At 38.4% G+C, this 21,115-nt stretch carries 24 protein-coding genes; 9 read left to right on the top strand and 15 right to left on the bottom strand.

All coding sequences use genetic code 11. The annotated features are described in order from the left end of the window. Nucleotides 1-52: 52 nt before the first annotated feature. From OK414_RS05880 to OK414_RS05870, 3 genes are all read right to left on the bottom strand, one after another. Entirely contained in the window at nucleotides 53-1,207 is a 1,155-nt protein-coding gene (locus OK414_RS05880; RefSeq protein ID WP_205662487.1) for an amidohydrolase, read from the bottom strand. 47 nt (nucleotides 1,208-1,254) lie between these two features. Beyond that, complete coding sequence (locus tag OK414_RS05875; RefSeq protein ID WP_016763343.1) at nucleotides 1,255-1,761, bottom strand: GNAT family N-acetyltransferase; 507 nt, start codon at nucleotides 1,759-1,761, stop codon at nucleotides 1,255-1,257. 198 nt (nucleotides 1,762-1,959) lie between these two features. After that, nucleotides 1,960-2,154: a hypothetical protein gene (locus OK414_RS05870; RefSeq protein WP_228459472.1), complete on the bottom strand. Its 195-nt coding sequence runs from the start codon at nucleotides 2,152-2,154 to the stop codon at nucleotides 1,960-1,962. A gap of 301 nt (nucleotides 2,155-2,455) precedes the next feature. Here OK414_RS05870 and OK414_RS05865 point away from each other — a divergent pair, with 301 nt between their 5' ends. Continuing rightward, nucleotides 2,456-3,208, top strand: coding sequence for a M48 family metallopeptidase (locus OK414_RS05865; protein ID WP_028414208.1), 753 nt, complete (start codon nucleotides 2,456-2,458; stop codon nucleotides 3,206-3,208). Nucleotides 3,209-3,420: 212 nt separating this feature from the next. Here OK414_RS05865 and OK414_RS05860 read toward each other — a convergent pair whose 3' ends face one another. Then, nucleotides 3,421-3,828, bottom strand: a complete 408-nt coding sequence (locus OK414_RS05860) for a DUF1259 domain-containing protein (RefSeq protein WP_016763340.1) — start codon at nucleotides 3,826-3,828, stop codon at nucleotides 3,421-3,423. Nucleotides 3,829-4,080: 252 nt separating this feature from the next. Between OK414_RS05860 and OK414_RS05855 the strand changes: the two genes are divergently transcribed. From OK414_RS05855 to lepB, 3 genes are all read left to right on the top strand, one after another. Next, nucleotides 4,081-4,419 carry a YmaF family protein gene (locus OK414_RS05855; RefSeq protein ID WP_013055902.1) on the top strand — a complete coding sequence of 113 codons (339 nt, stop codon included), beginning with the start codon at nucleotides 4,081-4,083 and terminating at the stop codon, nucleotides 4,417-4,419. 687 nt (nucleotides 4,420-5,106) lie between these two features. Further along, nucleotides 5,107-5,442 (top strand): lipopolysaccharide assembly LapA domain-containing protein, encoded by a 336-nt coding sequence (locus OK414_RS05850; RefSeq protein WP_263045446.1) that lies wholly within the window; start codon nucleotides 5,107-5,109, stop codon nucleotides 5,440-5,442. A gap of 204 nt (nucleotides 5,443-5,646) precedes the next feature. Beyond that, on the top strand, nucleotides 5,647-6,198 hold the full coding sequence (lepB, locus tag OK414_RS05845; RefSeq protein WP_263045447.1) for a signal peptidase I: 552 nt from the start codon (nucleotides 5,647-5,649) through the stop codon (nucleotides 6,196-6,198). A gap of 36 nt (nucleotides 6,199-6,234) precedes the next feature. On the opposite strand, the gene OK414_RS05840 is transcribed toward lepB, so the two are convergent. Further along, nucleotides 6,235-6,681, bottom strand: a complete 447-nt coding sequence (locus OK414_RS05840) for a YndM family protein (RefSeq protein WP_016763336.1) — start codon at nucleotides 6,679-6,681, stop codon at nucleotides 6,235-6,237. Between the two features lie 141 nt (nucleotides 6,682-6,822). Between OK414_RS05840 and OK414_RS05835 the strand changes: the two genes are divergently transcribed. Continuing rightward, nucleotides 6,823-7,698: an aldose 1-epimerase family protein gene (locus OK414_RS05835; protein WP_034653631.1), complete on the top strand. Its 876-nt coding sequence runs from the start codon at nucleotides 6,823-6,825 to the stop codon at nucleotides 7,696-7,698. 149 nt (nucleotides 7,699-7,847) lie between these two features. On the opposite strand, the gene OK414_RS05830 is transcribed toward OK414_RS05835, so the two are convergent. Both OK414_RS05830 and OK414_RS05825 read right to left on the bottom strand, forming a co-directional pair. After that, on the bottom strand, nucleotides 7,848-8,714 hold the full coding sequence (locus OK414_RS05830; protein ID WP_013082166.1) for a gamma-glutamylcyclotransferase: 867 nt from the start codon (nucleotides 8,712-8,714) through the stop codon (nucleotides 7,848-7,850). 5 nt (nucleotides 8,715-8,719) lie between these two features. Next, nucleotides 8,720-9,118: a VOC family protein gene (locus OK414_RS05825; RefSeq protein WP_016763335.1), complete on the bottom strand. Its 399-nt coding sequence runs from the start codon at nucleotides 9,116-9,118 to the stop codon at nucleotides 8,720-8,722. Between the two features lie 147 nt (nucleotides 9,119-9,265). Between OK414_RS05825 and OK414_RS05820 the strand changes: the two genes are divergently transcribed. The 3 genes from OK414_RS05820 to OK414_RS05810 all read left to right on the top strand — a co-directional run bounded on the left by OK414_RS05820 (nucleotide 9,266) and on the right by OK414_RS05810 (nucleotide 11,474). Further along, the gene (locus OK414_RS05820; protein ID WP_013082164.1) at nucleotides 9,266-9,466 is read left to right on the top strand and encodes a hypothetical protein; all 201 of its coding nucleotides are present in this window, start codon (nucleotides 9,266-9,268) and stop codon (nucleotides 9,464-9,466) included. A gap of 227 nt (nucleotides 9,467-9,693) precedes the next feature. Further along, on the top strand, nucleotides 9,694-10,059 hold the full coding sequence (locus tag OK414_RS05815) for a MerR family transcriptional regulator (RefSeq protein WP_013055894.1): 366 nt from the start codon (nucleotides 9,694-9,696) through the stop codon (nucleotides 10,057-10,059). Nucleotides 10,060-10,118: 59 nt separating this feature from the next. Continuing rightward, entirely contained in the window at nucleotides 10,119-11,474 is a 1,356-nt protein-coding gene (locus OK414_RS05810) for a hemolysin family protein (protein ID WP_013082163.1), read from the top strand. Between the two features lie 62 nt (nucleotides 11,475-11,536). Here OK414_RS05810 and OK414_RS05805 read toward each other — a convergent pair whose 3' ends face one another. Genes OK414_RS05805 through OK414_RS05790 form a run of 4 tightly spaced genes read right to left on the bottom strand, consistent with a single transcriptional unit; the run spans nucleotide 11,537 to nucleotide 16,315 of the window. Beyond that, nucleotides 11,537-12,247 carry an ABC transporter ATP-binding protein gene (locus OK414_RS05805; RefSeq protein WP_263045448.1) on the bottom strand — a complete coding sequence of 237 codons (711 nt, stop codon included), beginning with the start codon at nucleotides 12,245-12,247 and terminating at the stop codon, nucleotides 11,537-11,539. Continuing rightward, entirely contained in the window at nucleotides 12,244-13,386 is a 1,143-nt protein-coding gene (locus OK414_RS05800; protein WP_263045449.1) for an ABC transporter permease, read from the bottom strand. The genes OK414_RS05805 and OK414_RS05800 overlap by 4 nt, the downstream gene beginning before the upstream one ends. Further along, entirely contained in the window at nucleotides 13,383-14,606 is a 1,224-nt protein-coding gene (locus OK414_RS05795; protein WP_263045450.1) for an ABC transporter permease, read from the bottom strand. Before OK414_RS05795 ends, OK414_RS05800 begins: the two co-directional genes overlap by 4 nt. A 14-nt stretch (nucleotides 14,607-14,620) precedes the next feature. After that, a complete protein-coding gene (locus OK414_RS05790) occupies nucleotides 14,621-16,315 on the bottom strand; it encodes a DUF6583 family protein (protein WP_034653638.1) in 1,695 nt (564 codons plus the stop codon). A 511-nt stretch (nucleotides 16,316-16,826) separates the two neighbouring features. On the opposite strand from OK414_RS05790, the gene OK414_RS05785 reads away from it, so the two are divergent. Further along, on the top strand, nucleotides 16,827-17,144 hold the full coding sequence (locus OK414_RS05785; RefSeq protein WP_013082158.1) for an iron-sulfur cluster biosynthesis family protein: 318 nt from the start codon (nucleotides 16,827-16,829) through the stop codon (nucleotides 17,142-17,144). Nucleotides 17,145-17,202: 58 nt separating this feature from the next. On the opposite strand, the gene OK414_RS05780 is transcribed toward OK414_RS05785, so the two are convergent. The 4 genes from OK414_RS05780 to nagE all read right to left on the bottom strand — a co-directional run bounded on the left by OK414_RS05780 (nucleotide 17,203) and on the right by nagE (nucleotide 20,889). Continuing rightward, on the bottom strand, nucleotides 17,203-17,520 hold the full coding sequence (locus tag OK414_RS05780; protein WP_013082157.1) for a hypothetical protein: 318 nt from the start codon (nucleotides 17,518-17,520) through the stop codon (nucleotides 17,203-17,205). A 79-nt stretch (nucleotides 17,521-17,599) separates the two neighbouring features. Beyond that, nucleotides 17,600-17,974, bottom strand: a complete 375-nt coding sequence (locus OK414_RS05775) for a VOC family protein (RefSeq protein ID WP_205662482.1) — start codon at nucleotides 17,972-17,974, stop codon at nucleotides 17,600-17,602. Between the two features lie 128 nt (nucleotides 17,975-18,102). Next, the gene (locus OK414_RS05770; RefSeq protein WP_205663024.1) at nucleotides 18,103-18,822 is read right to left on the bottom strand and encodes a DUF554 domain-containing protein; all 720 of its coding nucleotides are present in this window, start codon (nucleotides 18,820-18,822) and stop codon (nucleotides 18,103-18,105) included. A gap of 189 nt (nucleotides 18,823-19,011) precedes the next feature. Continuing rightward, nucleotides 19,012-20,889: an N-acetylglucosamine-specific PTS transporter subunit IIBC gene (gene nagE / locus OK414_RS05765; protein ID WP_034653643.1), complete on the bottom strand. Its 1,878-nt coding sequence runs from the start codon at nucleotides 20,887-20,889 to the stop codon at nucleotides 19,012-19,014. Nucleotides 20,890-21,115: the final 226 nt, after the last annotated feature.

Below are 21,115 nucleotides of genomic sequence, written 5' to 3'. Positions count from 1 at the left end.
AATTTATTTTATCAAACAATTCCATCCCCGTAAATAGAAAAATAAAAATATTTTAATTTTTTCGGTAATGGAATGAATTCAAAAAATGAAAGCTTAGATTAGCAAAATAAGAAGCTGCTACAAGCAATGCCTCTTCATTTAATGAAAAAGAAGGATGGTGCCATTCATATTCTCCAGCTGTACCCATCCATACAAAAAATCCTGGTACATGCTGCTGATATACGGCAAAGTCTTCTCCTCCAGGCGATTGTTCAGCTTCTACGACTTGATAACTAAGATTCTCTGCAGCGTTAATAGCCAGTTTTTCCAGCGTATCATCATTGTTTACTACAGGAAGATATGGATACCATTTAACGTCTACTGAAGCCCCGAAAGCTGCTCCAATCCCTTCAGCAGTTCGTTTCATAAGACCCGGTATTTTTTCTCTCGCTTCTTCTTGAAAGGTACGCACCGTTCCTTCAAGCGTTACTTTGTCAGGAATGACGTTCCACGAGCTCCCTCCATGGATTTGAGTTATGCTGACAACAACATTTTGAAAGGGGCTGAGATTACGGCTGACAATGGTTTGTAAACTAGTAACAATTTGACCAGCAGCAGCAATCGGATCTACTGTTTTTTCAGGGATGCCCGCGTGACCTCCTACTCCTTTGATGTCAATTTCAAAACGATCAACGCTTGCCATTAAAGCTCCCGATTTGATGCCAATGGTTCCTACAGGAAGATCCGGTTTGTTATGCATCCCAAATATCGCTTCTACTCCTTCGAGCACACCTTTTTCAACTAGCATTTTTGCCCCTGAAGCCGTTTCTTCAGCCGGTTGAAAGATAAACCGTACCGTACCGCAAAGCTCCTGCTGACGCTCTTTAAGAAGAGTGGCTGCTCCGATTATAGAAGCTGTATGAAAATCATGGCCGCATGCGTGCATAACTCCGTTTACTTCAGATGCAAATGGCAGATTGGTTTTTTCTTCAATTGGCAGCGCATCAATATCAGCTCGAATTGCGATAGTAGGTCCCGGCTTTCCTCCCACAATTTCCGCTACTGCTCCTACGTCTAATTGGAATGCATCAGCTATAGAAATATCATAGTGCTTTAACCACTTTTTAATACGTTTAGTTGTTTCATATTCTTTCATTGAAAGCTCTGGAAACCGGTGCAGCTCACGGCGTATGTCTATTAGCGTATTTAGTAGTAATTGATCTGTCATATTTATCACTCTTTCACATTTCTTAATTTGGAGAACTTCTCTATCTTTTATGACAAAGAGTGTACCTTATTAAATTTTTTATAAAGAAATACGGTCGTATAACCTTCTGCAAGGTGCTTTTCTTTAGCTTGAACATATCCTTTTCGTTCATACATCTCAACTAACCAAGGATGTTCTTTTGCTGTTCCTAAAGACACACCTGGTGATTTAAACATATTTTTTATTATCTCTTCCTCTACTAGATGCAGCAGCTTAGATCCAATGCCTTTCCTGGCAAACGACGGGTCTACTGCAAACCACCAAAGATGCGGAACAGCAAACGGACCTGGATGTTCTCCCCAAGGCATTCGTATAGACACAGTTGCAGCGATTCTTTTCTCTTCTTCATATACATAGCAAAGGTTTTGAGAAATATTTTTCTTAACGAGGGCAAGATCAGCAGTAGCTGCTAAGAAAGGAATGCCTATCTCTCGAATAGGCTTATATGCTTGTAGAGTTAAGTTCAATAAGTTATCTGCGTCGTCATTTGTTGCCAAACGGAATTCATTTTTCATCCCTTCGTCTCCTTATGTATAAATATTTTATTTAACTTATAAGTTTACTAAGAATTAAAAAAGACAGACTGCCGCCTTGCGTACTCACTATACAACTGCTTTTATAACGTGTCAATTTTCATTATCTCTTTCTATGAAAGCTATCATAAAAACCAATACTTACAGTTTATTATACTGAACAAATATCAATAAATCCCCTTACGAAACCCCTTTCATTACTTTCGTTAAATTTTCAACCGCCATTATAGAGCGACGTATGATAAAATAGAACACGGTAGTTGTAAGAAAAGCAAACAGAAATGTAATCACTAGCATAATCGAGGCTGCTTGCTCTTGTTTCATAATAAGATAATAATTTGTCACTTCAATTACAGTAAGTGTTATGACCATCATATATAGCATTTCACATGTAAACTTTGAAACGCTTTTTTTATTTTTCATTCCCTATACCATCTAAAGACATAGAATGTCTAATCTATATTAGTAGTATCGGCATATTTTTATATGTTTTTGTAAAAACTAAAGAAGAATTGAAGCAATTATTATTGGCGCTTTCCCACTAAATATTGGAATACATATCATTCTGCAAGGCGCTGCAACAGCAGTTGATAACTGTCTGATTATTCTTTCATTTGACCAAACTCTACCTTTGCTTATAAAATGAAGATTTGTAGAAAGGAGTACGAAAAATTTTATGTATACGTATCAAACAGGCAATCAAACAATTGACTACAAAATTGAAGTCGTTCCAAATAGAACCGATATCACGGTGCAAATTTGTGACAAAGAAGGGGTAAAAGTTATTATCCCAAGAGGTCTTAATGAAAACAATGTGCGTTCAATCATCGCACGCAAAGCAACATGGATTTTAAAACAACTAAACGGTTCACAGCCAGCTGAGGAAAAGCCAGCTGCTCCAAAGAAAGAAGCAGTAAAAAAAGAAACAGCTAAAAAAGAGGCTCCTAAAGCAGCAGCTTCTGCAGCTAAAACTGGTTCTTTTGAAGAGGGAGACAAATTCCCTTACCTAGGACGTCAATATCGATTAAACATCGTTCGTGGAGATGTAGCAAAGGCTGAAATGACATTCCGTGCAAAATTCATTGCTACAGTACCTGAAAGCTGGAACGAGCAGCAAACAAATGAAGGTATTGGACAACTATTAACAGAATGGTACCAAGGCCGCGCAGGTGAAAAATTCCAAGAAGCTTTGAAATCTGTTAAAAAAGCAGCAGACAATGCTCCTGAATCTGTTAAGTGGGACGAGTTAGGTGAAGAATACGCTACGACTCAAGATAATACAATCGTATTAAACTGGCGTTTGCTAACAGCTCCTCTTGCAACAATTGAATATGTCATTGCTTCTCAATTTACAAATGCAGATGAGTTATTCGAAGATGCAGCTGAACGCAAACAGTGGTTAAGCGATAACACCCTAAACGCATTTTAAGTTTATACATAAAAAAAGCACGCGGCGAACGCGTGCTTTTTTTATTTGGATAGAAGTACTCGAATAATCTCACTGCTCAAAAATTAGTTAACCTGATAGGTTCATTCAAGCGCAGTTTATAAACCAATATATAATATACATGTTTAAAGTTTTATTAATCTAATTTTAAAAGCAGTAAGTAAGAATAAACTGATTCTATAAAAAACTGATTCTTATCCTTTTAATACTCTAAACGCTTCTCTTACTTTTCGTGCAAAATCTAACGGTGGTTCTACGGATTCAAAATGCATATACATTGCTCTCGGCTCTTCAAATAGCCAATGGTTGTGAACGGCTGTAACCTTAATATCTCTTTTTCTAAGCTCCGTTAATAATGGATTTACCTCTTCTTGCAAAAGCACGGTTTCACCTAGATTTAGCGCTCTTCCCTTGCTATCTAAATCTTCAAAAGTGAAAAATTGAGGAGTAACTAATGGAGAGCGTGTTGGACGCCCTAAAATTTTAAAACGAATCGTCCGAAACTTTTGTACCAAACAAACGCCATTTTCATCTAAACTGCCTTGTCCACCTAGAATTCTCGCAAACTCCTGACACAGACTCTTTTTATTTTCCCAACTCATTATGCTGACTTCCTTTCGTATCATAACTTGTCCTTTCTTAATAAATATATGTGAAAGTTATCAAGTAGAAACGGCAAACACACAGGAAGACTACCTATTTTATAAATCCAGATTATCAAAAGTCATATTTATTTTTCTTTGTTCATATCAATAGCATGTATTTTTGAATTTAACTAAAAAGAGAAATTCAAATGCCAATTTAAAGAATTTACTTAAACAGTTTTTAAAATTGAATTTGTAGGGGGAAGTAAAATGAAAAAAATAGGAAAAGATGATTTTATTTCAGGGTTTGTTCCTCATCATAATCATGGCTCAGTCGACTACACTTCTGTTGCGTCAGGACATGTCCATCAGTGCCTCGATGTAACGTCTCCTCCAATTCAAAGCGAGGATGGAAGCCACATTCACTATACAGAAGGCTATGTTGTTTTTGAAGACGGACATACACATCATTACAAAGCCTACTCTGGCCCTGCTATTCCCATTGGCAACGGTATGCACGTTCACTATTATGATTTTTATACCAGTGAAGACAACCAGCATCGGCATCATGTCAAAGGTGTAGATCATCCTGCTCCGGGCGATAGATAATGAAATAGTTTAATGCAATTAAGCCAAGGTCTCAGCTTGAGTTCATATAACCGCTTTAATAAAAGTGAGGCTGGGACAAAAGTATCTTAGCCCAAGTGAAAAACGAACCATTGATCAACATGTTTGATGAGTGGTTCGTTTTTTTGTTACTTGAATACTGCTTCATCTGTTTCGTTCCTTCTAGCAGTTGATTGAAGGGTAAAACGAAGACTCCTGCGGGAAAAGCGTGACAGATGAGGCCCCGCAGGAGCGCAAGCGACGAGGAGGCTCAGCGGCCGCCCGCGGAAAGCGAAGTCTTGCATGGAAATCAACTGCAGTGTCATAAGCGGTTCAGCTCATGGATCTCATTTGTTCGTCTTTAGATTGGATTCATTCAGTTATGTCACAGCCTCTTTGTACATATATGATTTAAATGGAAGTCTCTCACCCCCTGCTTAATCTGCTTAATCAAAAAGGATACGCGAGCTCTTTATTCCAAAAATTCGACATACCAGGTCTTTGGACATGTCAAAGTTGCTACACCAATCGATATATTGTGTTTTAAAAGAAAGATACATATAATCAAGAAAATGTTTGATTTTGTTTAAATGTGGATACGTATACCTATAAGCAAGATAGCAAACACTTAAGATGAGTGGTTACGCTGTAAAAGTTGTAATGACCATGTAAAGAAAGGAAGTGCAGCTTATGAAAGGACAGAGCTTTTTTATTTTAGGACTTATATTTGCTCTTATCATTGCTGTGTTAGCTGTAATTAACAACGATCCTGTACAATTTAACTATGTATTTGGTTCACAAAAATGGCCTCTTATTTTAATTATCTTAACAACGGCCGTGTTTGGAGGAGTTGTTGCTGCTTCATTGAGCTTTGTAAAAATTGTTCAACTAAGAGGACAAGTGAAGCAGAAAAACAAGCGAATTGCTGAGCTGGAAGAAGAAATCAAGCTGCATAAGCCTGTTGAGCCTGTTGTGGAAGAAGAACCAAATCAACCAGCTACTCGAACTGAGCGCGCTCACTTATAATAAAGAAGAGCCGTTATTCCCTAGAATAACGGCTCTTTTCATTTTTTGTTCCCTCATGCATATTTTTATATTTTTGGCATACACGCATAAACAGATAGATATAGATATGGAAAACTTTAGTTCTGAATGGTACAATCAACACTGTTATATCTCTATGAAAAACTTAAATTGACAGTCTTACCGTTAAGAAGGTGTTCATCCATTATGGTCAATAAAAAACTAAAGCGTGAAATTCTTACATACACAAGCGTCATCCTCGGCACTGTTTTGCTTTCTGTTGTCGTTCAGCACTATTGGTTTCAGCCCTACACTGTAAAAGGCGATTCTATGAAGCCTATTTTGCACGAAGGCAATCGAATTATTATTAACAAACACAGCAAGCTGGAGCGCTTTGACATTGTCGTTTTGCAAGCTCCCTATAGCAGTGATTTTCTAGTAAAGCGCATCGTCGGCTTACCAGGAGAAACGGTCGAATACAAAGATGATGTTCTGTATATAAATAACAAAGTCAGAAAAGAACCGCATCTTCATAAATATTTATCCAAAGTACCCGCTTACGAGCGATTTACTGAAAATTTTTCCACGTACGAACTGTCTCAAGACGGCACGATACCCGATGGATACGTATTAGTGCTAGGTGACAACAGACGCATTAGCCGAGATGGCAGACATTTTGGCCTCACTCCGATTTCTTCGATCATAGGAGAAGTCAATATGAAATACTGGCCTTTAAAGGAAATGACTCTTATGCATTAACACATAAAAAAGAAAGCTCAAAAGTGAGCTTTCTTTTTATTTTGGATTTTCCTTGTTTTCTACATGCTGTTCTTCTGCAAATTCTGTGTCATACGCTAGTTTTCGCTTAAAAGCGGGACGCGTTCTCGCTGTATGTTTCGTTTCAATATGGTTGAATAAGTAGCGGTGAACAAAAACCTCGGCAAATGTAATAATAGCTGCAGAAATAATACTTCCCCAAGCAATTTGAACGTAGCTGTCTAATAACAATGTTCCAAAAATCCATACGCTCATATAGGTTAGAACAAATTCAACAATAATGGCATCACGGTTGCCCACTCGAGGCAGTACAATTCGATCCACTACTAAATATGTCACAACTGTCGTTAGCAAGCTAAAGGAAATAATGTCTCCGATGGTTGCATCAAAAAACAAATCAAGGCCTATACCAAACGCAATAAGTGCCGCTGCAAATTTAATGAGCAATAATGTTGCATGATTCATATTTGAACCCTCCTTTTTCTATATTAATTTGAACAAAAATAGGGAAATTAATACCTTTTTTGCCAAGAAGGGTATAATATAGGCAAAGCCAGTACATTTGAGGCTGCTCGAGCGTACAAGAATGATTTGGGAGATGTTGTAATGATTGTACTAGAAAATAGTAAAATGAAAGTAAGTATTCAAGAAAAAGGAGCGGAAGTTGTAGAAGTATTTCATAAAGAAAAAGACTTGCAGTTCATGTGGAGCGGAGACCCCGCTTATTGGGGACGAGTATCCCCCGTATTGTTTCCAATCGTAGGCCGATTAAAAAATGATCAGTATACCGTTGATCAGCGCGAATACTCTTTGCCACAGCACGGTTTTTTACGTGATTCTGCTTTCAGCGTGATCGAACAAACAAACGAAACGGCACGGCTGCAATTTGCTACAAACGGCCGCTTTAAAGACGTATATCCGTTTGAATGTTCAGTTGAAATCAGCTACCGTCTGGAAAATAACCGATTAACTTTTCAGTGGAAAGTAGTGAACGAAGATAAAGACGATATGTATTTTTCAATTGGAGCCCACCCTGCTTTTCGTATTCCGTTACGTGAAAACGAGCAGATTTCTGATTACTTTTTAGAAATAGAGCCTTCTAAAACTACGCCGAAGGAATTTATATTAAAAGACGCTCTTATTCATGAAAAAGGAGCTGCAGAAAATTTGCATCAGCTGCCGCTAAGCGCAGATTTATTTGCAAATGATGCGCTAATTTTTAGTCATATTGACGGAATTACGATTAAATCGCCGGTTAATGAAAATCAAATTAACGTTCAGTTTAATGATTTCCCGTATGTCGGTATTTGGTCAAAGTATGATGCAGAAAATCATACAATCGCTCCTTTTCTTTGCATCGAACCTTGGTTTGGAATTGCAGATACGCATGATCACAACGGAAATTTCAAAGAAAAATTAGGCATCAACCGTTTATCAAAAGACGGTGTATTTCAAACAGAATTCTCTGTTTCCTTTAGCTAATTCAACACATAACAAAACCAATTCAATCAACAGCTAGAAGCAGCTAAATAGATTAACTCTACGTTCACCATAACAATAAAAAGCTCCGAACGAGTAATCGTTCGGAGCTTTCTTCAACTAAACTACTTTTGTCCCTGCTTTTTTTTATATTAGTTATTTACAACATCGCTATTTTTTAGCGCATGGACTTGTTCTATTAGCTTCTGAACATATTCTTCGCTGAGTACACCTGTTGCCCCTCGAATAATTTCAGTCGAATAATGATCCGGAGGTGCGACTTCTTTTTCTTTATTTAACACAAAAAAAGTAAGAACATGATCCACCATCTTACCTTCATGCTCGACAGAAATAATAGCAGGACGATAGCCGTTATTATCTACGCCTTCTCTGCCATACAGGTACGTAATTGCTTCAGGCGGCACGCGGTACAGTTTGCCTTCAACGACTCCGCCTTCTTCAACCATGTCTGCACGTCCTCCGTCATGAATAACGTGGTTATATCGAAGCGTATAGCCTTTGAAAACAGCTCTGCCGAGACAGTCTTGGAAATGCTGATCTACCCCGTGCTTAATAAAACGATCGTTATCCATACATGAACCGTAAGCAAAATACAGCATACCTTCTAATAAATCTTCTTTCCACACGCGCCAGTTTCCGCTCGGGATAAATTCGTGCAGCAGCGAACGATCGCTTGCCACATACACAACGGCTTCAAATTCACCTTGGTCCGTTTCAACCGTTTGCACAACTTTATCATATTCATTGTCTTTATGACCTTCATGAATGTACCCTTCTAATTCATCAAGAGCCTTCCACATAAGCTGATCGGTCACTTCATATACTTCTCCGTACACAATATGTTCACTGTCGATATCAAGCATAGGGTAGCCTTGCTTTGTGTCATATAATTTCCCTTTTGTTTTTGCCTGCTTGGCAATAGGGCGCGCATGATGCAGCAATCCGTGATTACCTTCTCCTTCAAGAAGCGTTCCGTATACAAATAAATAATTGCACATACTCCTTATTCCCCCTCTTTCTCTTCATAAAGCTCTAGCGGTAACCCATCCGGATCAGCAAAAAATGTGAATTTTTTTCCCGTTAGTTCATCTACCCTAATAGATTCCACATCAATCCCTTGCTGCTCTAGTTCACGCTTGGAATCCTCTACGCTTTCAACCGCAAAAGCTAAATGGCGTAAGCCGCACGCTTCAGGTCTTGAAGGACGCCGTGGCGGATTTGGAAACGAGAACAACTCAATTTGATAGCCAGGAGCTACTTCTAAATCTAGCTTATATGAATCTCTTTCTTTTCTATATGTTTCTTCTATAATCTTGCATCCTAACACATTTACATAAAAAGCTTTTGAACGTTCATAATTACTTCCTATAATGGCTACGTGGTGCATTCGTTTTAAATTCATTTCATTCTCCCATAAAAACCCTTTTCTAATCATCCTACACAAAATGCCGGCAAACATCAAATAATTACGTTATCACCTTTGACGAGAGTGATAAAAGTCACGGACATAGCTCCTCATAACAAGTAACATAACAACGAGGTGAATAACATGATTTCGTTAACATTTAAAGCAAGAATTGACCGAACTCAAAATTTAGATTCGTTAAAAGAAGAAGCTGCTATTATGCACCGTATTGCTGATCAGCTATCTCCAATGAGCCCTGAGTTCATAGATTATACTGAACGTATTCAATATGTGTATGAACGCATGCACATTATCGTACGTCATCCTACTAAAAAACTCGCTTAATATAAGCGAGTTTTTTTATAAAATCTTTGTCAAACTACCTTATTTTGAGATATACTGAATGCTAATAAAAAAATGAAACTTTTTGATCTTACGCGCGTATACTTAATTACGATAGGATAAAAGATAAATAGTTACACAGATAAAAACCATCACGTGATGGTTGACATAGTTAAAGGAGGTGGTATTCTGATGGGGTTGCGACATACAAAATTGGCGAACTTGCAGAGATGGCACATGTAACGAAACGCACGGTTGACTATTATACCAACATTGGTTTGTTAAAAGCAGAACGCTCTGCTTCTAACTATCGCTTTTATAACGAAGAAGCGCTGAAACGTCTTTACTTAATTGAAAAATTAAAAAGCGAAGGCCGTTCTCTTGAAGAAATTTCTTCTCTATTTTCTATAGAGCAATCCGAGAATAGCCACTCCAAAGACGAATTAGCATCCAAATTTTACGTACTAAACGACAGTTTAAAAGAAGTTGCACCGCTTATGGAAAAGCTTAATGAAGAAGATCGAAAAGTAATGATGAATCGGCTTTCACCAGAAAGCGTCACTCTTTTGCACTCTTTACTGCTGCTGCTGTCGTAAATTTATTATTTACAGGAGGTGTTTACTTACTTTATAGCATTATAAAGTAAGTATATTCATTGATAACCATTAACTTAATTATTTTTGCGATTTTAATTGTACTCACTGCTTTTTTCGTTGCTTCAGAGTTTGCAATTGTGAAGCTTCGTAGTTCACGGGTAGATCAACTTGTTGCTGAAGGAAAAAAAGGAGCGAATGCGGTTAAAACCGTGACGACACACTTAGATGAATATTTATCTGCGTGTCAGCTTGGTATTACGATTACTGCTTTAGGACTCGGTTGGTTAGGAGAACCGACTGTTGCGAAGATTGTAGAACCCCTGTTTGAAAAAATGGGTGTTGCTGCATCTTTAACACATATTCTTTCATTCATTATCGCATTTGCGCTTGTAACGTTTGTTCACGTAGTCGTTGGTGAATTAGCGCCAAAAACATTTGCGATTCAAAAAGCTGAAACCGTTACGTTATTGTTTGCTCGTCCGTTAATTTTATTCTATAAAATTATGTTCCCCTTCATTTGGTTACTAAATGGTTCTGCCCGTTTATTAACTGGAATGTTTGGATTAAAGCCAGCTTCAGAGCATGAACTTGCGCACAGTGAAGAAGAGCTGCGCATTATTTTATCAGAAAGTTTTAAAGGCGGGGAAATTAACCAGTCTGAATATAAGTACGTGAACAACATTTTCGAATTCGATAACCGTGTTGCTCGCGAAATCATGGTACCAAGAACAGAAATTTCAGCTGTTTCTGAAGACGACAGCATTGAAGATTTCTTAAAGCTTGCTGTAGAAGATCGCTACACTCGTTACCCTGTTACCGTTGACGGAGACAAAGATAACATTATCGGCTTAGTCAACGTCAAAGAGATTCTAAACGATGTCGTAATTAACGATGCGTTAAAAAAGCAAAGCGTGAAGCTTTATATGAATCCTATTATTCAAGTAATTGAAACCGTAGCGATTCAAGACCTATTGCGCTCGATGCAAAAGAAACGTACGCATATGGCTGTGTTGATTGATGAGTACGGCGGTACGGCTGGTATCGTTACCGTTGAAGATATTTTAGAAGAAATCGTTGGAGAAATTCGAGATGAGTTTGATACAGATGAAAAGCCGCTTGTTCAAAAAATCAGCGATCAGCACTTTGTCTTTAACTCAAAAGTACTGCTTGAAGAAGTTAACGAAGTCCTTCATATCGAAATTGAAAACGACGATATCGATACAATTGGCGGCTGGATGTTAATGCAAAATATCGATATCCAGGAAAGCGAATCGTTCAAACTTTTTGGATACGAGTTTATTGCAAAAGAAATGGACGGTCACCAAATGAAAGAAGTAGAAGTACGTGCCCTTCCTGAAGAAGAACGCGTGCAGCCTGAAAGTCATTCACCAGAACAAGAAGTTACACAAGCATAATAGAAAGAGCCGCTTCTTCATGAAGCGGCTCTTTTTTATCATTACTTTATCATTACTTTATCTTAATCATGCAGCAGCTTATACACAACGTTCTCTTCTGCCTCTTCCCCAGTCTTTTCCTTCGCTTGGTCCATCGTGCCGACAAATTCCAGCTTTCCTTCCTTCAAGACCGCAAACCGATGACATACATCTAATATTTCATTCAAATCATGGGTAATATAGATAATCGTCTTTTCTTTTGCCGCCAGCTGTTTAATATAACGAATGATCTCAAGCTTGGACTGCAAATCAATTCCGACCGTCGGCTCGTCCATTAACAAAACGGACGGTTCATGAATAAGTGAAACGGCTATGTTTAGCTTTCGCTTCATGCCTCCTGATAAATTTTTCACTTTTTCCTTCCATCTTCCTTCGAGCTGTACAGCTGAGCAAAGAGACTGAAGCTGTACATTCGACAGAGAGCGTGAAGTCATTTTGCTCCACATTTTCATGTTTTCTTTTACGCTAAGCTCTTCCCACAGCGCTATGTCCTGTGGAACATAGCCAATGACTTCTCGAATCGCTTTTTGATTTTTCTTAAGCGATAAGCCCCCAATCGTGACATTCCCGCTTGAAGGAGCCGTAATGGTAGACAAAATAGACAGAAGCGTCGACTTACCAGCGCCGTTTGGTCCTAAAAGGCCAATGACTTCTCCACTTTCTACGGTCAGCGTAACATTTGCTAACGACCGTTTTTTTCCGTATGTTTTGCTAACGTTGTTAATTTCAATCATTTGATGCTCCTCACATTCCACACTATTTTAAACGCGCACAAACATATACATGCAATGGAAACAGCTATCTCTTTCCAAATGAACGTAAGCGGCAGTGCATGCTGATACAGAAGCAGATGCTGCGGAAGCCACTGACTTATTCTTTCAATCGTTGCAGAAAGCTCTCCTACCGGGAAAAAGCTCCCTCCTATTATACTGAGTCCTGTGACCATGACAACGCTGATCATATAATAAGATCCAACTCGCTGACTTTCACTTGCAAGCCACGTGCTAAAAGCAACGCACACAATCACATAGATACACATATACAGCAGCACACTGTAAGACTCTACTCCATACAGCCATTTAAATAGAGCAAAGCTTATGAGAGCTTGAAACACGTATAGCACAGCATAAGCAGCGCTGACGCTTCGAATATAACCATAAAGCCCTTTTTGCATCGTTTTCATTCGTTTGAAAAGATGCTTCCTCTCTTTAATCATCCAATCTGATGTGAGGCAGCAAAGTAAAAGCGTAAAGAATCCCCATAGCGGCACGTATCCGGTCACTTGAGCGCTCCCTTGCTTCGTATGCTTCGTTCCTTGCGCCTCGTAATCAATTGTCATCAGCGGCTTTGGCTTCCACTGGTTATCGGTATAACGATACGCTTCTTTCCATAAATCCGGTCCTGCATGAATGTTATAAACTCTATATAAAAAACGCACTTCATTTGCCGCTTTAACATTTGTCGTTAACCTTGTCACTTCACTCGCCACGACTTCTCGAACCGCTTCTGTGGCAACTGAGGAAGGCAGCGTAAGCAAATCAATGACTCCTTGATAATTCCCCGCTTCTACTTCTTGTTGAAATCCGTTAGGAAACATAAAAATGCTGTCAATTTTATTTTTGGCCAGCTGCTTTCTCGCTTGTTCTTCATTTAGGGAAATAAACTGAATTTCTGTTGTTTTCTGTAGTCGATCCACCACTTGTTTAGACATTTTGCTATGATCTTGATCGACAAGAGCAACAGGTATTTTTGAATCACTTTGTACTTTTGCTAAAAACGAGCTGCTGATGACCGTTCCTATTAAAGGTAAAAAGAAAATCATGACAATAAGCATAGGACGCTTCAGCAGCTGCTTTATTTTTTCACTGATCATTTTCTCCACCGCCTTTGCATAATCATCACGTAGCCAACGGCAAGAACAAAACTTCCTGCTGCCGTAATGAGAATAGGCTTAAGGTAAAGAAAAGCTTCGTTTGTGTTATATCCATCAAATTCATAAAATAACAGCTCCAAGACACGGGTGTTGAGTGACCATTTCTGAAAACCACTCGCCCAGTCCGGTAAATAGACGATCGGCACAACATGTCCACTTAACATCGCACTCAGCAAAATAAACAGCAAACCGGTTATTTGATAAGCTTTTTGTGATAAAAAAAGAACCCGAAGCAGTAAAAACAAACATAAAAAAGCAACCAAACTTCCGCTTACCCCTAAAAAAAGCTCTCCGTACGTACCGGTTACAGGCAGTTTCAGTCCTTTAATGAGGCTTCCAAACAAAACGACAGATACCGGTAGCAAAAGAACAAACAGAGCCGTCAGCTGCGCTAAATAAATGTGGACAAACGATACACCTCTTGTTTTCATTCGAGCCAGCACGGGAGAAGTCTGCGTTTCACTAGCAAGCAGCCATCCGCCGTAGCTCCAAATCATAAGCAGCAAAGCAGCAAAAGACAGGACATAATATTGCTTCATATCCTGCTGAAAGAAACTCGTTTCTATTTGTTCATCAAATAAACTTCCTCTATCTAACACGTGAAGCCCAAACGTCACCAAGCTCTTCTTAAACTCTGCGCGTCTATTTTCATCGGAAACATTTTCTTTTTCTAAAAAGGTATCAACCGTATTAATACCGCTTTGAGCGGCTGACGTGTAGTCGGCTGCACTTTCCATCACGTAGCGAAACAGCTGTGACTGAAGCGGCTTATTGTTGTTTCCAATGACGTGTAAAGGCTGATTTTTTCCATGAGCAATATCGTGACTAAAACCTTTTGGCAGCGTTACAATGGCTGCCACTTTATTTTGCTGCATCAGCTGTTTAGCTTTCTCTTCATTCGTGTAAAGAGGCTTCATAATCTTGCTAAGCTTACCTTCAGTCAGCTGTTCGATGACGTACTTCGTTTGTGCAGTATCATCTTTATCCACAATGGCCACGGGAAACCGATTGACTTTCTCCTCACCTTGCATGGTCTGACTAATAATGATCCCTGCTCCAAGTAAAAACAGAGCAGGGATCATTATTAGCAGTATGAGAGATTTTATATTTTTCAATAGAGCTTTACATGTAAAAAGAGTCAAAGAGAAATATATCTTCATCTGCTTTGCACCTTTTAGTAACCAGCGGTTCCCATATTCATCATGAGACCTTGAACATTTTTAGCGAAATTTTCTTGAATCGACAGCATATCTTCAGGCGTTACATCTTTTACATTTGTTGCATTAGACGCATCAAGCTCTGGAATAGTGGCTGATTTTTTTAATTGAGAAGCAGAGTCGATTTTTAACGTAACGTTTGCCGGATCTGCTTTTGGTCCTATTTTTGTACGAATATCAAACGAATAATCTGCTTTTCCTTTTGAAGCACTTATTGCTTGATTTTGCTTTACTTCTCCGTTTACTACTAGATCTTCTTGATCACCTAAGTCTAAAGAGAAAGTACGGTCAGCCGTTTGTTTTGCATCGGTTTTACCGTTAATTACTGAATTCATTTTAAACGTCATATTCGTGTCTTCATCTTTTGAATCTTTTGTTAACAAATGAATAGACATGTTTTCTTTTCGTTTTTCACTTTCCGTTGTTACGTTATTTTTCATATCAAACGTAAACGCATCATCGGTAGTGCTATCCGCTAAAACTGCTTTAAACTGCTTAGCCGTTTTGTTATCTTCATACGGAATATTTTTAGTTACTACGTTAAGTTTGCCTTTATCGTTAGAAGCATTTTTTACGCCCATGTTCATATCGCGAGCTACCACAACATCATCTTGAACGTACACAGTTGATTTAACACCGCCAGGGTAAGTCGTATCTTTTGCTTCTTTTTGGAAGTCTTGAAGACTTTCTTTTACTGATTTTTTCAATTCTTTTGGATCCGCCATATCTTTTAATTCTGGATTCGTTGCTGCCGAAGATTTAAACAGCTTAGATACATGATTTGCATAGATGGTATGAAGCTTGTCATCTTTTGCTACCTTCGCAATAAGCTTATCCATAAATTGTTTTGTTTCTTTATCAGACATGTTAAGCGTCACGCTTGTTAACTGAAGCGTTTTGCCATTTGTTTTATAATCCACATTTTTTTCTTTGGTAAAATAATCGCTGTCTAGCTCATCATAAATGAACGTTCCGTACTCTTTTGCAATGTAGGTCTTTTCTTTTTCCGTTAACTTTAAGTCTTCTAAACTCACGTTGCTTGTGTTAATATCAAGCGTTTCAGGACCTGAATAAGAAGGATCGAACTTACGCGCTACCTGTCCATATTCGTCTAAGTTTAAATAGAAATATTCATTTGCAAGAATCGGGGCTTTAAAACCTATTCTTTCTTTTGTTTGAAAGCCTTCTAGGTCAAGCGCTTTTGAACCGCCGATATTAAGAGCCAGTGAACCGTATCCTTCACTTTTTTTCGGATCTTGTTCCGCTTTAATTTTAATTTCCGCTTTACTAATAAGATCTTGAATCATTTTAAAGCTTGGATCATAGGAAAGTGAATCCATGTTAAAGCCGCCTTTGATAGTAGCATTTGTAGTAGAAGGCTGCTTCATCGCTTTTTCCTGATAAGCCATCGTTTCACTGTACTTTGTTTCTAATTCATCAGCTGCTTTTTGATACGTATTTACTTCAGAAATTAAGTATAATTGCTTAGGAGATTTTTTAAATACCGTAGCAAATGTAATTGCTCCTCCAATAATCACAATTAAAGCTGCTAAAATGATAATCCATTTAGCCGGTGCCTTTTTGGGAGCGGGCGCTGTTTCTAGCGAAGCCGCTGTTTCGTCTGTTGTTCTGTTTTGATCTTTCTCACTCATCTACACCAGAACCTCCTATGTATTTTGTTAGTCACTTTGTACATGATAAGGAATGGTTTCCATAAATTCTACTACTTCGACAAAATAAGACAATAATTAGTCCGATAAACCGATGTCTTTCGGTGCAATACCGTGTGCAAAGTACTCTACTTAAGTACCCAATATATTGAAAATAAAACCAATTATTCAAAACTATCTCAATAACTATTAAAATAGGTAAATGACTTAACTTCTTATTTTATTACAATATATTCCTATTTTTAAGCATTTACACCTAAGAATTACGAATCGGCACTTTTCTATAGTCGATTCTTTTTCCTTTCATCATATACAGGTGATATCTATGTACGCCTTTATGGAAAGATGATAAAAAAGCAGCGTTTTGTTCTGGTTCGAAAGGGAAATAATATAAGAAAGCTTTTTTCTTGCCGGTGATATAAAAATCGAGTAAAGTATTGCTAAATACATTTTACACAATTTAATTTGAGGATAGAAAAAGGAGGATATCATTATGAATATACGCGTCACTCCTTCTGCAAAAGAAGCGTTGCGGAACGTAGAACAAAATCAAATGATTCAGCTTTCTTTTGATCGAGGAAGCTGCGATATTGTTAATACAATTTATGAAATGAAGATCATCTCAAAGCGCAGCCTTCAATCCTATGAAAAAGTTGTAACGGTTGAAGACTTAGAATTTATTGTTGATGATGACATGGAAGAAGTGTACGACAACGAGCTGGTGATTGATCACGCAGCAGGTGCTTTTATCTTCAAAAATCACAACCAAATTTTTAATAACCGCGTAGGATTGCGCTATATCAATTCATAGAAAAAAAGCAGGGAACTAACTCCCTGCTTTTTTCTTGCATATGTTAGGAAACTCGCTTCTATCGATTGACCTTTAAGCGCTCTTGGATAAATAACAACACGTTCACAAGGCTGTTTTCTTCATATACATTCACTTGCTGACGCTTAAATTCTCCTTGTTCATGGTAGTAAATAATATCTCCCGTCCCTTTGTCTTCATTCATATGTAAATGAAAACTAAGCGGCGTTGCCAAAATAGATCCGTCTTCATCTCGCTGAAGAATTTGACAAAGCGTTTGATTCCCTTGTTTTTCAGATAAAAAGTCATAGCCAAATTGACGTGCTAACTTTTCCACTTGTGCAGCAATAAGAGCTGTAATCTGTTGATTGTCTTTCATAAGCAGTATTTCTCCTTACTTCATCTCATTAGGGTTTTCTTCTTAGTATACTATACCTTAAACTTTTGGAGCTAACGACTTAACCTGTACAAATCATGACCACATGTCCATCCGGATCTTTTATGGTAAAAAACGAAAAATCTTCAAAAGAAGTAATCGGAGAATCAATCGTATAGTGCAGCCCTTTAACAAATTCATACGCTTCTTTAATATCTTCAGTATGAAAATTAAAAATTGGATGGAGACTAACCGCTATTTGTTTTTCTTTTCCTTCAGGACCTGCGTCTAGCGTTAATCCTGTTTCTCCATCAATGTTAAGATTATAAACTGGGTTCTTAACTTCGCTGATCTTGTATTCTTGATTTAATAACTCGCTATACCATTTTACCGAAGTTTTTAAATGAGCTACGTGGATAAATACCGTATTCATTTTATTGAAAACAGGACTCGGCATTTTTAATCCTCCTTTTTGCTTTTGGTTCATTTTATACCATTATCCACGCATCGCTTTATACCTGCTATTCCCTTAACTTTTGCTCATAGATACAAAAAGCTTGCGAATACTATTCACAAGCTTTTTCTTCATAAAAAATATGTATGCTGTACAACTACAATCACAACCGCAATTAAAATCGAAGGCAATAAATTCGCAACTTTAATTTTAATAATTTCTAATAAATTAATCCCAATTGCTAAAATTAATACGCCCCCTACTCCTGTGACTTCGGCAATGATGCTATTCATTAAATCTTGCGGCACAGCCGCATTAATTTGCGTGGCAAATAACGCAATAATGCCTTCGTATAGAAACACGGGCACAGCTGAGAAAATGACGCCTATTCCAAGCGTAGTCGTTAATAATAATGAGATAAACCCATCCATCACCGCTTTTGTAAACAATACGCTGTGATCGCCGCGTATTCCGCTGTCTAATGCTCCTACGATTGCCATTGCTCCAATAACAAAAATTAGCGTTCCTGTCACAAAGCCCTGTGACATACTGAATGTTTGCTTGTCATTTTGCTGTGATTGAAATTTTCGTTCAATTATATTGCCTAGAAGGTTTAGCTTTTCATCTAAATCAATGAACTCACCAATAACTGCTCCAATGGCTAAGCTCAAAATCACAATTAAAAACTGATGACTTTTAAAACCCATTTGTAAACCAAGCGTGATAACGGATAACCCCATCACTTGCATCACCGTCACGCTTACTTTTTCAGGAATGCGGTGAGCAAGCTTGCCCATTAATGTTCCTACAACAATCGCTAGTCCATTTACTAATGCTCCTATAATAAACATGCTGTCACCTTTACTTTGAATAATGCCGTTTCTGTTTTCATTTGTTCTACTTCCTCTCTGCTCTGCACTAGCTGTATCAAACACACTAAATTTTAACATAAAATTCTTGCAATTATGAAGAAAAGAAAAAGATCCGAACGATGAATCATTCGGATCTTTTTCTAAAACACATTTGTTCCAGCCTTTTTATTAAAATGTAATAACGTCTTTTGTGCCTTGCTTTTGGTAGCCTGTTTTTAACAGCTTCACTTCTTTATCCGCTGGCAAGTTGGTAAATACAACCGGTGTCACAATAGACGGTGCATGCTTTTTAACATAGTCTAAATTCACTTGTAAAAGCGGCGTCCCTTGTTGAACGCTGTCACCTTCTCGAACAAGCGCTTCGAATCCTTCGCCTTTTAAATTCACGGTATCTAATCCAACGTGAATGAGGATTTCAATTCCTTCTGCTGTTTTTAAGCCAATCGCATGTTTTGTTGGGAACACGGTCATGACTTCACCGTTAATCGGTGATACGAGCGTTCCTTCAATTGGTTCAATCGCAAAGCCGTCGCCCATCATTTTTTGTGAAAACACTTGATCTTCCACTTCACTAAGCGGCTTTACAACGCCTTCAAACGGTAAAACAAACTCTGTGTGTGCGTCTGCTTGAACAGCCTGTTGTTCAACAGGTGCACCGGTTGACGCCGTGCCGTATTTAACTAATTGATTCATTGCGTCTGCAACAAACTCTACTTCTGTTCCGACAATGACTTGAACATTTGTTTTGCTGAGCTTCATGATTCCTCTCGCTCCGTGGCGCTTTAAGGCAGCTTCATTAATATTGCCGGCATCAGCTACTTGTAAGCGAAGACGAGTCGCACAGTTATCAATCACGGTTAAGTTTTCTTTTCCGCCTAGATCTTCAATAAAATACGATGCCATATCCACATATTTATCGCCTGTTGCTACAACCGTTTCGTTTGATGTGTCTACTTCTTCATCATCTTCACGTCCCGGTGTTTTTAAATTTAACGCTTTAATCAGCGTGTAGAAAATGATAAAGTAAATCACTGCATATACAATTCCAATTCCCGCTAACAGCAGCGGTTTTTGTGAAATTCCGTAGTTTAAGAAGAAATCAATGGCCCCTGCTGAAAATCCAAATCCAGCGTGAATGCCAAGAGCAACGGCTAAAGCCATCGATATTCCTGTTAAAACGGCATGAATAACGTATAGTAGCGGTGCTACGAACATAAATAAAAATTCAATTGGTTCCGTAATTCCTGTTAAAAAAGAAGTAACCGCAAGCCCAATTAACATACCGCTGACTTGTTTGCGCTTTTCTTTTTTAGCTGCTGCAACCATCGCAAGCGCAGCTGCCGGTAAACCAAACATCATAACCGGGAAGAATCCAGACATGAAGGTTCCTGCCGTTGGATCTCCTTTAAAGAAGCGATTCAAGTCTCCCGTTACGCCGTGATAGTCTCCGAATACAAACCACACTAAGCTGTTTAACACGTGATGCAGCCCAATTGGAATTAATAGACGGTTTAAAAATCCGTATATACCTGCCCCAAGCGCTCCTGCTCCTGTAATCCACGTTCCTAAGTTGTTAATTTGATCTTGAATCGGCGGCCAAATAACGCCAAAGATTCCTGCAAGCGCAAGCATAACGACTGACGTAATAATCGGCACAAACCGCTTTCCTGCAAAGAAGCCAAGCCACTCGGGCAGCTTAATCGCTGAGAAACGATTGTATAGTAAACCGGCCGTTACCCCTGAGACAATCCCGCCGAGTACACCCATGTTAATATCTTTATCAATAGCTACAGTTCCTTTTGTTAATACAAAATAACCAACGACTCCGGCAAGTGCTGCTGCGCCGCTTCCATCTTTTGAAAGCCCTACAGCAATTCCGAGTGCAAACAGTAGTGCTAAATTCGCAAAAATCGCATCTCCGGCTTGAGCCATAAATGGAATATCTAATAAGTCCTTTTGACCCAAACGAAGAAGCAATGCCGCAGCAGGTAATACTGCGATTGGCAGCATAAGCGATTTACCAATACGTTGTAAAAAATTCAGCATGTTTCTATCCCCTTTGTATAACGTATTTAACCCGATGTTACGAGCAAGGATTTTCGTAACAATATTTATCGGATGACAAGTTACCGCATTCATCCCCGGCCTATGATTACATCATCAGCTGAAATAACGGCGGTTTTACTGCATGGACTCATACTAGCACATAAAATATATAGTTGTCTATACCAATTTTCTTTTTAAAAACCTCTCTATATCAATGTTAAAAGCC

It is taken from the genome of Priestia sp. JV24 (genome assembly GCF_025910025.1).
GTDB classification, from domain to species: domain Bacteria; phylum Bacillota; class Bacilli; order Bacillales; family Bacillaceae_H; genus Priestia; species Priestia megaterium.
The sequence above is the reverse complement of the archived record's forward strand: the minus strand, read 5'-3'. Positions and strand labels throughout refer to the sequence as shown.